Raw genomic sequence first — 15,197 nt, 5'->3', positions numbered from 1 at the left:
ATAGGGGCGTGAAGGTGACTGGTTCCCAGCCGCTTGGTGACCGTTTGCAACGGGCGCCATCGCCTAGAATGGGCACATGCCGCATTCGTCAGACACGCCCTCGCACGCCCTGAAGGCCGACAGCTTCGGTCGCATCCTCCTTGTGGAAGGGCCGGCCGGCTCCTTTGTACGCCGTGATCTGGGCGCCACACCACTGTGGTTGCGGCTGCCGGCCTGGTGGCTGGCCCGCCGTGAAGCACGCGCACTGCGCCACATCCACGGCATGGCCGATGTGCCGCAGCTGCTGGCGTGGGATGGACGTCATCTCGACCGCAGCTTCATGGCCGGCGACGCCATGTACCAGCGTCCGCCTCGCGGTGACCTGGCCTGGTTCCGCGCCGCGCGTCGCCTGCTGCAGCAGCTGCATCGCAATGGCGTGGCCCACAACGATCTGGCCAAGGAAGCCAACTGGCTGGTCACCGACGATGGCCGCCCGGCGCTGATCGACTTCCAGCTGGCGGTGATCGGCAACCCGCGCTCGCGCTGGATGCGCCTGCTGGCCCGTGAGGACCTGCGCCACCTGCTCAAGCACAAGCGCATGTACTGCCGCGAGTCGCTCACCCCGGTGGAAAAGCGGGTGCTCAAGCGCACCTCCTGGGTGCGCGAGCTGTGGTTCGCCACCGGCAAGCCGGTCTACCGCTTCGTCACCCGCCGCATCCTGCATTGGGAAGACAACGAGGGGCAGGGGCCGAAGCCGTGAGCCGTACGCAGGTGGTGACCGGCCCGCCGAGTGCAGGCAGCATCCTGCGCCCACAGCTGGCTGGCGCCGACTTCGTGCACGCCTGCCAGGCGACGACCCGTCGTGATGGGCGCTCGGCCTTGCAGGCCTATCGCGACATGGCGGCGACCATTCCCGGCTGGTTCGATGGGCTGATGGCACTGCGCAATCGCAGCATGCGCCTGCTCGGCATGAAGCACCTGGGCTCGTTGCGTGCGGTACAGGACATCGCGCAGCCGCGTCCGGGGCAACGGCTGGGCATCTTCACCCTGCAGTCGCTGGATGACGATGCCATCGTGCTGGAAGACGACGACCGCCACCTGCGTGTGCAGCTGGCCCTGCAGTGGCAGGGCGATGTGCTGGAAGTGGCGACGGTGGTCCATACGCACAACGCGTTCGGGCGCGTGTACATGCTGCCGGTTGCACCCGTGCATCGGCTGATCGTGCCGCATCTGCTGAGGAAGCAGGTGCAGGGGTACCGGTAGATCCACGCCATGCGTGGGTGCATTAAGCAATTCAATGGTCGCGTGCAAGTGCCAGATGATTGCCGTTGACGACCCCTTCCATCTGTTCGCAGCGCTCGCCTAGAATCAGGAACGAGAGAGTCGCATGGAAGCAACGTCGCGCCGTCCTGGCGCGGCTACGCATGCGGACGCGAGGGGAAAATTGTGAAGCGAGTTGCTGCTTGGCAGTGCCGTGTTGCTACGGCACTGACGCTGTGCGTGGTCGCAGGTTCGGTCTCGGCAGTCGAGCCCTACCAGGAATACCGCAAGCTCATTGAGTCCGCCCAGAACCTGACGGCGCTGAAGGATGATCTTTTCGGCGAGAGCGTCAGCCTCTACAACGGCAAGACTGAGTTTGCCGTCACCGACGTCAGCCTGCCAGGCAACAACGCCCTGCCGGTACAGATGCGGCGCCGGTTCAGTGTCGAGATGGACCTGGTCGGGAGTGGCAGCTTCAACGCCAGTCTCGATGGTGTGGGCGGCTGGGAGGTCGACACGCCGTACATCACCGGCATGTTCCCCGGCGCGAGCGCCTGGCTGAACAATCGTTGCAGTGGCGACATGGTGCCTCAGTGGCCCATTTCCTTCCGGCTCAACGAAGTCTGGCAGGGCAACATGATCCATGTCCCGGGTGGTGGTGATCGCACCATGTTGGGGGCCTGGAACAACACGCCGATGCCGACAGACGGCGTTGCACGCAAGTGGAGCACCTCGCATCGCGATGCCATCGACTGTATTCCAATGAAGTCGGGTCTGGCTGGCGAGGGCTATCGGGTCAGGACCACCTCGGGCGAGTCGTACTTCTTCGATACCGCGTTCACGCGCTTTGGCGGCACGCTGGAGCGCTCGGGCGGCGAAGGAGACAGGACCAAGATCGCTCGCACGCGCATCTACCTCATGGCCAGCCGTGTAGAGGACCGGTCGGGCAACTGGGTACAGTACGAGTACAACGGCAACGGTCACCCGACCCGGATCTGGTCCAGCGATGGCCGCGAGATCACGCTGGCCTACAGCGGCACGCTTCTGGTGTCGGTGACTGCCGCGGGCCGTACCTGGAACTATGGCTACGGTCAGGTCGAAGGCCAGAACCGCCTCACCGCAGTTACCCAGCCCGATGGAAGCACTTGGTCCTACGCCTACTCCAGCGCGCTGCGCGCCTGGGAGAAGGTGAACTGGGACGGCAACAGCAACGAGACCTGTCAGGAGCAGCCGCCGGAGCGTGACGGTACGCTGGTCATGACCATCAAGCATCCGTCCGGTGCGATGGGTGAGTTCCAGTTTTCGAATGGTCGCCAGTACCGCAGTGGCGTCCATGCCAGCGAGTGCATCCGCCGGATCGCACAGTCGGCGTACTACTACGAAATCGTCACCCCGTTTTTCTACGACGTAGTCTCGCTGAGAGCCAAGAAGATCTGGGGACCGGGCCTGCCGAAGGTGCTGCAGTGGAGCTATGACTATGGCAGCGGCTACGAGCCGCTCTGGGGCGGCGTGGGCGGTGCAGCCATCTACCCCTGCACGACCTGCAAGAAGGAAAAGCAGGTCACGATCTCAAATCCCGACGGAACCCGCACGGCCTACCGCTATGGCTCGCAGTACGCGCTGAATGAAGGGCGGCTGCTGGGTAGCAGCGTCATTGACGCGGCCGGGAATGTGGTCAAGAGCAGCACCTCGGTCTACATGACCGAAGACGAAGTGAAATCACAGCCATTCGCCCCGCTTCACGGGATGATCTACAGTGGCGACGAGCCGAGCACAGCTCAGGTGCGGCCGGTCGTGGCCGAGGCCATCCAGCAGGATGGCGTGACCTACCAGACCAGCATATTGTTGTTCGATGATCTGGCTCGCCCGTTGCGTGTCAATAGCGCCAGTCCTTTGGGCAGCCGCACCGATGCCACTCAGTATGCGGACGACCGAAGCAGATGGATTCTGGGCGCGACCGCGAAGGTCACCAACGAGAATACCGGCGTGGTGGTCGAGCAGACGACGTTCGATGGCCTGATGCGCCCCACGGAAGTGCGTTCGTATGGGTTGTTGAAGCAGGTACTGGGCTACAACCCTGACGGAACCGTGGCCATGGTGGATGACGGTCGTGGCAATCGCACTACGCTTTCCGGCTGGAAGCGCGGCACGCCACAGCAGATCCAGTTTGCCGACGGCGCTGTGCAGTCGGCGGTGGTGGACGACAATGGCTGGGTCAGCAGCGTTACCGATGAGAACGGTGCAACCACCCAGTACGGCTATGACGCAATGGGACGCATGGCCACCATCGACTGGCCGGCGGGCGACAGTGTGGCTTGGGCACGTACGACACAGAGTTTCACCGCCATCAACGGCGACGAGTACGGTATCGGAGCGGGTCATTGGCGGCAGACCGTCGCAACCGGAAACGCGCGGCGCAACGTCTATTTCGATGCCTTCTGGCGTCCGCTGCTGACTGAGGAATATGACGAGTCCTCGCGTGGCGTGACCCAGCGCTACCAGAGGTTTGCCTACGACGAAGCGGGTCGGCAGGTGTTCGCCTCGCACCCTGGCGAGTCTGCTGTGCTGAGTACAGGTACATGGACCGGCTACGACGCGCTGGGGCGACAGACCTCGGTGTCCGTCGACAGCGAGGCCGGTCTGCTGACATCGCTGACCAGTTATCTGGCGGGTGGCGGCTTGAAAGTGGTCGACCCCAAGGGCAATACGACGCTGACCACTTTCCAGGCGTTCGGTGCGCCGTCGACGGAATCCCCGGTGTCGATCATTCACCCGGCGGGCGCGTTCACCGATATCGATCGCGACATCTTCGGCAAGCCGCGCTCGATCGTGCGCCGCAACCAGGACGGCAGCGCCCGGATTGCCCGCAATTATGTGTATGACGGTCATCAGCAGCTCTGCAAGAGTGTGGAGCCGGAGACCGGCGCAACGCTGATGGGTTACGACGCAGCGGGCAATCTTGCTTGGAGCGCAGCTGGCCTGGACCTTTCCAGCACCACGGCATGCGACGCTGATGCTGGACCGGTTGCGGCCCGCAGGATCGTTCGTGGCTACGATGCGCGCAATCGGCTGTCGACACTTGCGTTCCCGGATGGGAATGGCAACCAGGGCTGGACGTATACAAGGGACGGCAAGCCGGCCACGGTGACCACGGCAAACGATGCGGGGACGACGCAGGCGATCAACACCTATACCTACAACAAGCGTGGGTTGTTGACGGCCGAAACCTCCAGTGACAGTACCCTCGGCATCCAGTCGCTGGGATATGCCTACAACGCCAATGGCGCACTTTCAGGCCTGACCTATCCGAGTGGGCGCTTCGTTGACTATGCGCCCAACGCGCTGGGCCAGCCGACCAAGGCGGGAGGCTACGCCTCAGGGGTGACTTACTACGCCAATGGGGGCATGAAGCAATTCACCTATGGCAATGGCATCGTGCACACGATGGCGCAGAACCAGCGCCAGTTGCCTACCCGGGTGGTCGACAGTGCCGGAGCGCTGGACACGACCTATGAGTACGACGCCAATGGCAACGTCGCGCGTATCGTCGACAATCTGGACGGGCAGCGCACGCGCACCATGGCCTACGACGGACTGGATCGTCTGATTCAGGCCACCTCGCCTTCGTTTGGCGGAGATGGCGTGTACCGCTACACCTACGATGCTGTGGACAACCTGCGTTCGGCCGCGCTGACCGGTGTCAAGGATCACGTCTATTGGTACGACACCCATAACCGGCTTACCAACGTACAGAACAGTGGAGGCGCCACCACTCTGGGCTTGAGCTACGACGCACAGGGCAACCTCTCCAGCCGCAACGGCGTCGGCTACAGCTTCGACTTCGGCAATCGCCTGCGCAGTGTGGCCAGCGCGGAGCGATACCGATACGACGCACATGGCCGGCGCATCCTGTCGGCGGGCGCCAATGACGGTGCCACCATTCGATCGCTGTACGGCAACGACGGTGTGCTGCGCCGGCAGGAAAATGCCCGGGAGGGCCGCAATACCGAGTACATCCACCTCAATGGCAGCCTGGTGGCGCAGGCCATCCAGGTCGTCGCGCCGGTTACGCCGGTCCTGACCGCGCCCGCGTTCAGCAACAACGGTGCCTATGCACTGCAGTGGACGGCGGTGTCTTACGCCAGCCGTTATGAACTGCGAGAGCAGGCAGCTGGCGGAGCTTGGGCCACGATCTACAACGGCGCCGAACGTAGCTGGAACACGTCCGCGAAGGCGGAAGGAACGTTTGGCTATGCTGTCCGCGCTTGCCAACAGGACAGCTGCAGTGGCTGGTCGGCGACGGCCAGTGTCGTGGTGCAGCGTCCTCCTGCGGCAAAGGCTGCTGTAAGCGCGCCCGCAACGGCATTCAATGGCAGCTACAGCATTACTTGGACGGAAGCGGCGGGCGCGGCAACCTATCGCCTGCAGGAGCAGGTGGGAGCGGGCGCCTGGCAGACGGTGCAGGAGAGCGCGGCGCGCAGTCTCGCGGTCTCCGGCAAGCCGGCCGGGACGTATGGGTACCGGGTCTTTGGCTGTAACCCAGCGGGCTGTGGTCCTGAATCAGATGTTGCCCGGACCCAGGTGATCTATCCGCCTGCAGCGGCACCTTCGCTCAACGTGCCGGGGCAGAGTCTCGATGGCAACTATACGATTGCGTGGAGCAGCGTCGACGGCGCATTGCGCTATGCACTGGAGGAGAGCTTCAACAATGGTGCATGGGCACAGGTTGCCTCACTGGCCAGCACCAGTCAGGCATTCGGTGGCAAGGGGACCGGCAACTATGCCTACCGCGTCCGGGCCGGCAACGATGCGGGGTGGGGCGTGTACTCGGCGACGAGTGTTGTTTCAGTGATCCGGCCACCGGCACCGCCCAGCCTGAGTGCGCCCGCAGGAACCTCGTCGGGCAGTGTCACGTTGAATTGGACGGGCGTTGCCATGGCGGCCAGCTACCTGCTGGATGAGAGTGTCAATGGCGGAACCTGGACGGCGGTCCAGAACGACGGTTCGACCCAGTCGCAGCGCAATGGTCTGGTGTTCGGCAACTACGCCTATCGCGTAAGGGCATGCAACATCTCTGGCTGCAGTGACTTCTCCAACACGGTGGTCGTCGCTTCCAATCCGCCCCCGGGTACGCCGCAGTTCATTCATTCCATCAAGTCGCAATGGAAGGAAGGGCGCGCCACCAAAATCTCCTGCGAGGTGAAGTGGACCAGCATGCCGGGTGCAACCAACTACGAGATGATGGCCTACGGCGGAAGGCTCGAGTATTCCGGTCCGGAGAGCTCAATCGAAGCTCAGGGCGCGGTCTACTGCGCGGAAGTACAGATTGTGCGCGCCTGCAATGCCAGCGGTTGTTCAGCCTGGTCCAACCCGTATCCGCAGAGCGTTGTGGATTACGGCGACCTGACCAACCCTCGGTGACCTGAAAATGAAGATCAAGAAAATTCTGGTTGGTGTCGCTGTTCTATTGGGACTGTTGCTGGGCACAGTGAGTGTTTCGGCGCAGGAGATCGTCCAGTATGTGCATACCGACGCGCTGGGTTCCCCGGTTGCCATCTCTGATGCCAACGGCGCGATCGTCGAGCGCACCGTTTATGAGCCCTATGGTGCGACCGTAGGTGATGCGAAGGGGGATCGCCCGGGATTCACCGGGCATGTGTCGGACTCGGCGACGGGTCTGACGTACATGCAGCAGCGGTACTACGATCCGTTGGTCGGGATATTCCTATCGACAGATCCGGTCGACGTGGGCTTGGACAACGGAGCCCTATTTAATCGATACATGTATTCGGCACTGAACCCCTATACTTTCGTTGATCCAGATGGCCGCTGCACTGGCTCTAGAATCACGAATAGTGACGGTACTTGTAAGAGTACCGGTGGGAACACGACGGCCACTGGGCCGACATCATCTGACTCCGCGATTCCGAGGGCGCCATCCTCTGGCTCATCTCCGAGCGTGGCATCTGGCGGAGAATCAAACTCCAACTGGCAAGAGATAAAGTCGCGTCTTGGCTTGTCGGGAGATTTGACAAAGAATGGAAACATCTTTGACGTCGGTGCCCTTTTTCATGATATCGCGATACCCGCAATGTACTCGCGGGGCGGCGGAGGGCTGGCTTCTGTTCCTGCTGCAATTCCAATGCTTGCTCGATTCAATTTTGCGGTACGAGCAGAGCATGTATTTAGAAGCGCCGCAGGGCATGTGAATCCCACTACGGTTGCTTCACAAATGAGATTTGTTGGTCTTTTCCAGCGTGTCAGCTCAAACCCGGCGAACCTAAGGGTGGATGCGGTTGCCGCGCGGCTAATGACGCAAGATGCAGCCTCTGCCGGTGTCAGTACGTACACTCAGACGATGAGGGGAGGGGCGCAGGTTTGGGTTCATGTGCGGAATGGTGAGATAGTCAACGCAGGCGTTAATGCCGCCGGAAAGGTAAGATGATGATTGATTCTGATGAATTGACTGATGTGGCGAAAACTCTTGCCTGGTACAAGAGTAATTTCTTCGAGGGCTGTGAAGAGAGCTTTGTTGCGGATTTTATGGTTTTTTGTTGGCAGGCGGTTGATCCCGGTCGCGTTGCTTCGCTGGATTTAGATGATGAAACTGTAGATGCATGCGCCGACATGCTCTCTGAGTTGAAGCTCTTTGTTGATGAGAGATGCGGGGAATGGGGGGCGCCTGCTTTCTGGAGGCGCTATATCGATTGGGCGGACTACGCCGCAGATTTTCCGCTTGATGAGTGCAAGCGGTTTATGCGAGAGACTGTTGGTTATCTTGAGCCTTCATTTTTCGTATTTACGACCACCGGCGGCACTGAGATGAGGTCCGAAGCAATGACGATTTTTGCCGAATACTCGCAGTCCCGCAAGGCGCGGGCTGCCTATGTTCGATCGGTAATTGAAAGTCGGCTGACGACTGACTCCTTCTATCAGCGATCCCGTTGATTCTCTCTGTCGCGAGATGCGAGAAACTGCTGCTGCGGTCGTCGTTCGGCTTTGTGGTCAGGGCAAAGCCGATATGTATGCTTCGCGCGGTCGATGTCGCCGGGCATGGCCCGGTCCACAGAGCATCTCGGCGCTTAACGCTAACGCTTAATGCCTTACGGCGTCGCCGGCACCACCTGCTGGCCAATGAAGTTGCGCTTGGCGTCGAAGTCGTACGCGATCTGCAGCTGGCCCACATCCGGGCAGGCGTGGCAGTCGCGCAGCGGCGTGCGGTACAGCAGGCGGACGCCGCCGTTCTCCAGCGGCGTGGCCCCGGCCGACTGCGCCGGTGCGAACGGCGTGGCCTGCGGGTGGTCCTTCAGCAGGGCCTGCACGGCGGGGTCGGCACGCAGGGTGTCGTCCAGCTGCACGGCATCCACATCGATGCGCTTGCCGGTGGCGTCGACCAGGCGGGTGCCCTCGTTGGTGTTGGCGCGGAACGGATACTCGACCGTCGCAATGCCCAGGCCTTCGTTCTCGTGCCAGGCCGTCACGTAGGCCAGCTCGCCCCCGGTGGACAGCTGTTCGGCGGCGGTGATCGCATCGGCGCTGGCGCCGCCGGCGCGCATCGCATCGCGCAGGCAATCACGCGTGGCGGCGTTCTCGCCCTGGCGGCAGGCGTTGAGGTCGCCATCCCACACCACGGCCTCGCTCCAGCGCAGCTTGCCGTCGGCGGCGGCCTTCTCTGCGCTGGGCGTGTCACCGGCAGGTGGCTCCTTGCCCGGTTCCGACGAACGGCCTTGGCAGGCGGTCAGCAGGGCAAGCCCCAGGGCAGGCAGCAACAGGCGGGAACGGCGCATGGCGTGGACCTCGTGCGTTGTCTGGAGGCCCAAGTATCGTCAAGGCCGGGTGAACTCCACGTCGGCGCGGCATACTAGCGGCTCATTGCATACGCTGGAGTGTGGGACGTGGGCAGTCTGCAGGGCAAAACGCTTTTCATCACCGGTGCCTCGCGTGGCATCGGCCTGGCCATCGCACTGCGCGCTGCGCGCGACGGCGCCAACGTGGCCATTGCGGCCAAGTCGTCGGTGCCGAATCCGAAGCTGCCGGGCACCATCCATACTGCGGCCGAAGCGGTGACGGCGGCAGGCGGGCAGGGCCTGGCCCTGAAGTGCGACATCCGCGAGGAAGAGCAGGTGCACGCGGCGGTTGCGGCCACGGTCGACACCTTCGGTGGCATCGACATCCTGGTCAACAATGCCAGCGCGATCTGGCTGCGTGGCACGCTGGATACGCCGATGAAGCGCTTCGACCTGATGCAGCAGGTCAATTCGCGCGGCAGCTTCCTGTGCGCGCAGGCCTGCCTGCCGTACCTGTTGCAGGCGCCGAACCCGCACATCCTCACTCTCGCGCCGCCGCCGAGCCTGGAACCGAAGTGGTGGGGCGCGCATACCGGCTACACGCTGGCGAAGATGGGCATGAGCTTCGTCACGCTCGGCCTGGCCGCGGAATTCGGCCCGCAGGGTGTGGCGGTGAACGCGCTGTGGCCGCGCACGGTGATCGCCACCGATGCGATCAACATGATTCCGGGCGTCGATGCGGCCGGCTGCCGCACGCCGCAGATCATGGCCGATGCTGCGCACGCGGTGCTGGTGCGCGAGGCGGCGGGTTTCCACGGCCAGTTCCTGATCGACGATGACGTGCTGGCACAGGCGGGTATCACCGATCTGTCCGGCTATGCGGTGGATCCATCGCGTCCGTTGTTGCCGGATCTGTTCCTGGAATGATCGCGCGTCGCCGGCAGAGGCCGAGGGCTGCGACCTTCGGCCTGCTGCGCTAGAATGCGCGGCTGTAATCGTTTTCAACAAGGACGTGAACCCATGTCACGCACTCTTTCCGTCGCGGCGCTGGCCGCTTCGCTGTCGATTGTCCTGGCTGCCTGCGGCGGCAAGGCACCCGCAACCACTGGCGACGCCGGCCCTTCCAGCACGCCCGACGCCAGCGCGGCGCCGTCCGACGCACAGCAGCAGTTGACCGCCAAGCTCAACGCCTACATCGGCTGCTTCAACACGCTTGATTCGAAGACCCACGGCAGCATCGAGTCCTATACGCGCTGGATCAAGGACGTCGAGGCCGGCCCGAGCGGGCGCGAGACCCAGGTGTACGGTCCGTTCGAGATCAGCGATTACGACATGAAGCAGTGCGATGGCCCCGTGACCGAGGCGATGGCTGCCAAGCCGGCGCTGGCTGAGCTCGATGCCGCTGCTGGCCATTACCAGCAGGCGCTGAAGGCACTGGTGCCGCTCAGCAAGGACGCGCACGACTATTACGATCGCCAGGACTACGAAGACGACCAGTTCGCCAAGGGAAAGCAGCTGCACGCGCCTTTGATGGCCGCCTTCAAGGAGTTCGTGACTGCCAGCGAAACGTTCAACGCCGAGCTGGAGCGCCAGAACGACGCCGCCCAGCGCGAGCAGCTCAAGGTATTGGAACAGGCCGAGGGACGCACGCGCGAGTACTACCGTCTGGCAATGATGCTGGAAGCCAAGGCCATCATGGATCTGATGAGTGAGGATGACTTCGATCAGGCCAAGGCGCGCGAGCGCCTGGATGCGTTCAACCGCATTTCCGACGAAGCGCATGCGAAGGTGGCTGATCAGGAGCCGGGCAAGCTGGACTGGAACAGCTTCGAGCGTGAAGCCGAGAACTTCCGTCGCGAAGGCAAGGAGCGGCTGCAGCGCGTCGGCGAGAAAAAGCCTTACAGCGATTTCGAACGACGCATGCTGGATTCGCCCTCGATGGCGCCGCGTGGCTCCGCCAACAAGCTGATGCAGGAATACAACTCGCTGGTTTTCCAGAGCAACCGCCAGTAGCGAAGCTCAACGTTATTTTTGTCGCGATCGAGCAGGATGATTGCGACATGACGCGCCCCGCAGCCCCGAATGCCAGCACCTTCCCGAGGTGCTGGAGCGCGCGCCCGCGCCATGCATGAAGATGCCTGCAGTTTTCACTGGTGCAAGGAACTGATTTGAACGCATCCACACGCCTGATTCCCGTTCTCCTGCTTGGCGCGCTGGCCGGCTGCAACAACCCGGCGGGGCTGGCGGTCGCCGACCCCGGGCTGGGGAAGGTGAACGCCTACATCGAGTGTTACAACGGCGTTGAACAGCCCATCCGCGAGGGTTTCCAGACCTATACGGGCTGGATGAAGGATCCCGAGGCCGGCCCGACCGGCAAGGAAGCGCAGCCGCGTTCACCCGGCAAGCTGTTGTCGCACCGGGTCGACTATTGCGGCCAGCCGCTGACCGATGCGCTGGCAAAGACCCCTGCCACGCCGCTGGATGCACCAGCGCGACAGTACCAGCGGGCATTCCAGGCACTGAACACCCTGATCGAGCGTGCCGATGGGTACTTCACCCGCGAGGACTATCGTCGCGATGGTGGCGAAGGGATGCGCAGCCAGCATACCCCGCTGATGCAGGCCTATGCTGATTTCTTCAAGGCCAGCGAAGCGATGGATGCTGCGCTGGAAAAGAACGAGAACGATCGCCGCGCCGCCCAGCTGAAGCAGATCGAGGAAAGCGAAGGCCGCTCGCTGGCCTATTACCACCTGCGCCTTGTCGGCGATGGCAAGCAGCTGGCGATGGCGTTCCACAGCGACGCACCGGACGTTGCGGCGTTGCGCGGCCAGCTGGCCGACTATCAGGCGCTGGTGACGGAAATCCAGAACAGTGGTGTCGGCAAGGACGACCCGATGTGGGGTCATGTGCAGCGTTCGGCCGACAAGCTGGTGCGTACCGCCGGTCGCGGTGTCGAGCGTCTGGAGCAGGGCAAGCCGATCACCGCCGATGCGTTGGCCGCCGAGCGCAAGGCGTCGGGCAGCTGGCTCACCACCGATCCTGAGGGCGCGCAGTCGACGATCCTGGATGCCTACAACGACCTGGTGACCACCAGCAACCGCATGCGTTGAGGAGGATCCACGCATGGCGTGGAGCTACCGGGGGTAGTGCCGGGTCACGCCCGGCACGCACCCTGCGGGTTTGTAGTGCCGGCCGCTGGCCGGCATGTGCCTCAATGGCTGAATGCATCCGGTAGTTCACCCCCGCACTTGCGGCAATGCCGTGCATCCGGCTCGTGGCCTTCCAGCCCGCAGTGCGGGCAGCCACGCGCATCGCGGCGCGCGGCCAGCTCGGCTTCACGCATGGTGCTGGCCAGCTCCGCGGTGTAGATGCCGGTGGGCACGGCGATGATGCTGTAGCCGATCAGGATCAGCACCGACGTGACGAAGCGGCCAAGCACGGTCTGCGGCACGATGTCGCCGAAGCCGACCGTGGCCATGGTCACCACCGCCCAGTACATGCTGGCCGGGATGTTGGTGAAGCCGTGTTCGGGGCCCTCGATCACGTACATCAGCGCGCCGGCGATGATGGTGATGGTGATCACCGTGAACAGGAACACCAGCACCTTGCGCCTGCTGCGCCACAGCGACGTCATCAGCACGCCGCTTTCCTCGATGTAGCGGGTCAGCTTGAGGATGCGGAACACGCGCAGGATGCGCAGCGCGCGTACCACCAGCAGGCTCTGCGCGCCAGGAATGAACATCGACAGGTAGGCGGGCAGGATCGACAGCAGGTCGATGATGCCCCAGATGCTCACCGCGTAACGCAGCGGGCGCTTGACCACGGCCAGCCGCAGCAGGTACTCGGCGGTGAAGATGATCGTGAAGGCCCATTCCAGGATGTACAGCCCGGTGGACCATTCGGCATGCAGGTGCTGCACGCTGTCGATCATCACCACCAGGATGCTGGCGACGATCGCCACCACCAGGATCAGGTCGAAATTGCGCGAGGGCCGCGAGTCGTGGCGGTAGATGATGTCGAACCACCGGCGGCGCCAGCCGGTCTCGGTGGCGGGGTTCAGCTGGGGGGCAGAAAACGGTCGCATGGGCGCATTGTGCCGCAGGGGTTCCGGCGCGAGAATGGGGATTCCTGAACCCTGCCGACTGCCATGACCGCCGCTACCGATCCGCTGATCTCCCTTTCGCACTATTACCTGCCGGTCTACAAGCCCCGTCAGGTGGTACTGGAGCGAGGCCAGGGCGCCCGCGTGTGGGACAGCCAGGGCCGTGAGTTCATCGACCTGGCCGCCGGCATCGCCGTGTGCGGGCTGGGCCACAACGATCCGGACCTGGTGGCCGCACTGGTCGAGCAGGCCGGCAAGCTCTGGCACACCAGCAACGTGTTCTACAGCGCACCGCCGCTGCACCTGGCCGAGGAGCTGGTGAAGGCCAGCCGCTTCGCCGAGCGCGTGTTCCTGTGCAACTCCGGCGCCGAAGCCAACGAAGTGGCGATCAAGATGGTCCGCAAGTGGGCCTCCAGCCAGGGCCGCCCGGCCGACAAGCGGGTGATCATCACCTTCCGTGGCAGTTTCCACGGCCGCACCCTGGGCGCGGTGACCGCCACTGCCCAGCCGAAGTACCAGGAAGGCTACGAGCCGCTGCCCGGCGGCTTCCGCTACATCGATTTCAACGATGAAGTACAGCTGGAAACCGCGATGGCCGCCGGCGACGTGGCGGCGGTGATGCTGGAGCCGATCCAGGGCGAGGGCGGCGTGATGCCGGCCAAGTCCGGTTTCCTCAAGCGCGTGCGCGAACTGTGCGACCAGCACAACGCACTGCTGGTGCTGGACGAGATCCAGGCCGGCATGGGCCGCACCGGCACGCTGTTCGCGCACTGGCAGGACGACGTGGTGCCGGACATGGTTACCCTGGCCAAGGCACTCGGTGGCGGCTTCCCGATCGGCGCGATGCTGGCCGGCCCGAAGGTGGCCGAGACCATGCAGTTCGGCGCGCACGGCACCACCTTTGGTGGCAACCCGCTGGCTGCTGCGGTGGCCCGCGTGGCGCTGCGCAAGCTGGCCTCGGCGGAGATCGCCGCCAACGTCAGTCGCCAGTCCAAGGCGCTGCGCGATGGCTTCGCCCGCATCAACGACGAGTTCGGTGTGTTCAGCGACGTGCGTGGTCGTGGCCTGATGCTGGGCGCGGTGCTGAGCAAGGACTTCGCCGGCCAGGCCGGTGCGATCCTCGACCACGCCGCCGAGCACGGCCTGCTGACCCTGCAGGCCGGCCCGGACGTGCTGCGCTTCGTGCCGTCGCTGAACATCACCGACGAAGAAGTGGCCGAAGGCCTGAAGCGCCTGCGCGCGGCGATTGCCGCGTTCATCGCCGCGCGCTGAGGCCATCGTGCCGGGGTCGGATCCCTCTCCTGCGGAGAGGGCTCTGACCCCGTTGCTGAGGAATGCCCGTAGAGCCGAGCCCATGCTCGGTTCATCGCGATGCCAGGCCACAGCAGCCGAGCATGGGCTCGGCTCTACAGTAGTTCACGCAATCCGGTAACGCTTCAACACCTTGCCCAATCCCCGGCCATCGCGCACGGTTTCCGCGTGCAGGCCGGCAGCGCGCGCGCCACGCACATTGGCGAACAGGTCATCGACGAACAGCGTGCGCGAAGGTGCCACGCCCAGCGCTTCCAGCGTGCGCAGAAACACCGCCGGCGCCGGTTTGCGCAGGCCGAAATCCGCACTGCAGAACACGCGCGCCTGCAGGGCAGGAAACAGTTCCGGCAGCAGGGTGGGCAATGCCTGCTGCATCAGCGCGCCGTTGTTGGTCAGCACCGCGATTGGCAGTTGCAGGGCCTGCAATCGTTGCAACACGGCCGCCTGAGGATGGCTGGCGGCCCGTCGCGCCGCGGTCCATGCAGCCACATCGACAGTCGTGCCCAGAAGCTCTCCCAGCTGCGCCAGATAGGCCGGGCCATCCAGCGTGCCATTGTCATGCGCTGCTTCCAGCCCGCTGTCGTACAGCGCGGCCTGTACGGCGTGCGTCGGAACCTGCAGTGTCCGGGCCAGATGCAGCACGCGTTGCCCGCGCTGGTACTGCACCAGCACGCCATCCACATCCAGCAGCAACAGGTCGATCCGCATCGGCTGAGCATGCCATTGCGATGAGTGCGCGGGAAACCCTGGAGCTGGCA

12 protein-coding genes are annotated in these 15,197 nt (G+C 63.8%); 9 read left to right on the top strand and 3 right to left on the bottom strand.

What is annotated here, in order from left to right; all coding sequences use genetic code 11:
- Window positions 1-76: 76 nt before the first annotated feature.
- From QP609_RS17080 to QP609_RS17060, 5 genes are all read left to right on the top strand, one after another.
- On the top strand, window positions 77-739 hold the full coding sequence (locus tag QP609_RS17080; RefSeq protein WP_014648307.1) for a serine/threonine-protein kinase: 663 nt from the start codon (window positions 77-79) through the stop codon (window positions 737-739).
- Entirely contained in the window at window positions 736-1,242 is a 507-nt protein-coding gene (locus QP609_RS17075) for a DUF2867 domain-containing protein (protein ID WP_197621492.1), read from the top strand. Before QP609_RS17080 ends, QP609_RS17075 begins: the two co-directional genes overlap by 4 nt.
- A 183-nt stretch (window positions 1,243-1,425) precedes the next feature.
- Window positions 1,426-6,660, top strand: coding sequence for an RHS repeat domain-containing protein (locus QP609_RS17070; RefSeq protein ID WP_289213816.1), 5,235 nt, complete (start codon window positions 1,426-1,428; stop codon window positions 6,658-6,660).
- 7 nt (window positions 6,661-6,667) lie between these two features.
- Window positions 6,668-7,684 carry an RHS repeat-associated core domain-containing protein gene (locus tag QP609_RS17065; RefSeq protein ID WP_080053011.1) on the top strand — a complete coding sequence of 339 codons (1,017 nt, stop codon included), beginning with the start codon at window positions 6,668-6,670 and terminating at the stop codon, window positions 7,682-7,684.
- Entirely contained in the window at window positions 7,681-8,187 is a 507-nt protein-coding gene (locus QP609_RS17060) for a hypothetical protein (RefSeq protein WP_041863781.1), read from the top strand. Before QP609_RS17065 ends, QP609_RS17060 begins: the two co-directional genes overlap by 4 nt.
- Before the next feature lie 155 nt (window positions 8,188-8,342).
- On the opposite strand, the gene QP609_RS17055 is transcribed toward QP609_RS17060, so the two are convergent.
- Window positions 8,343-9,026 carry a hypothetical protein gene (locus QP609_RS17055; protein WP_197621490.1) on the bottom strand — a complete coding sequence of 228 codons (684 nt, stop codon included), beginning with the start codon at window positions 9,024-9,026 and terminating at the stop codon, window positions 8,343-8,345.
- 108 nt (window positions 9,027-9,134) lie between these two features.
- Here QP609_RS17055 and QP609_RS17050 point away from each other — a divergent pair, with 108 nt between their 5' ends.
- The 3 genes from QP609_RS17050 (at window position 9,135) to QP609_RS17040 (ending at window position 12,136) form a co-directional block, all read left to right on the top strand.
- On the top strand, window positions 9,135-9,953 hold the full coding sequence (locus QP609_RS17050; RefSeq protein WP_014648303.1) for an NAD(P)-dependent oxidoreductase: 819 nt from the start codon (window positions 9,135-9,137) through the stop codon (window positions 9,951-9,953).
- Window positions 9,954-10,046: 93 nt separating this feature from the next.
- A complete protein-coding gene (locus QP609_RS17045; protein WP_014648302.1) occupies window positions 10,047-11,039 on the top strand; it encodes a YiiG family protein in 993 nt (330 codons plus the stop codon).
- Between the two features lie 155 nt (window positions 11,040-11,194).
- Window positions 11,195-12,136: a YiiG family protein gene (locus QP609_RS17040; protein WP_197621489.1), complete on the top strand. Its 942-nt coding sequence runs from the start codon at window positions 11,195-11,197 to the stop codon at window positions 12,134-12,136.
- 101 nt (window positions 12,137-12,237) lie between these two features.
- Here the strand turns inward: QP609_RS17040 and QP609_RS17035 are convergent, their stop codons facing one another.
- Window positions 12,238-13,110 carry an ion transporter gene (locus QP609_RS17035; protein ID WP_014648300.1) on the bottom strand — a complete coding sequence of 291 codons (873 nt, stop codon included), beginning with the start codon at window positions 13,108-13,110 and terminating at the stop codon, window positions 12,238-12,240.
- A gap of 63 nt (window positions 13,111-13,173) precedes the next feature.
- Between QP609_RS17035 and QP609_RS17030 the strand changes: the two genes are divergently transcribed.
- Window positions 13,174-14,400, top strand: a complete 1,227-nt coding sequence (locus tag QP609_RS17030; protein WP_014648299.1) for an acetylornithine transaminase — start codon at window positions 13,174-13,176, stop codon at window positions 14,398-14,400.
- A gap of 144 nt (window positions 14,401-14,544) precedes the next feature.
- Here the strand turns inward: QP609_RS17030 and QP609_RS17025 are convergent, their stop codons facing one another.
- Window positions 14,545-15,147 (bottom strand): HAD-IA family hydrolase, encoded by a 603-nt coding sequence (locus QP609_RS17025; protein ID WP_014648298.1) that lies wholly within the window; start codon window positions 15,145-15,147, stop codon window positions 14,545-14,547.
- Window positions 15,148-15,197 lie beyond the last annotated feature (50 nt).

The organism is Stenotrophomonas sp. 8(2023) (assembly GCF_030345295.1).
GTDB lineage: Bacteria > Pseudomonadota > Gammaproteobacteria > Xanthomonadales > Xanthomonadaceae > Stenotrophomonas > Stenotrophomonas muris.
This window is presented reverse-complemented; position numbering and strand designations above follow the sequence as displayed.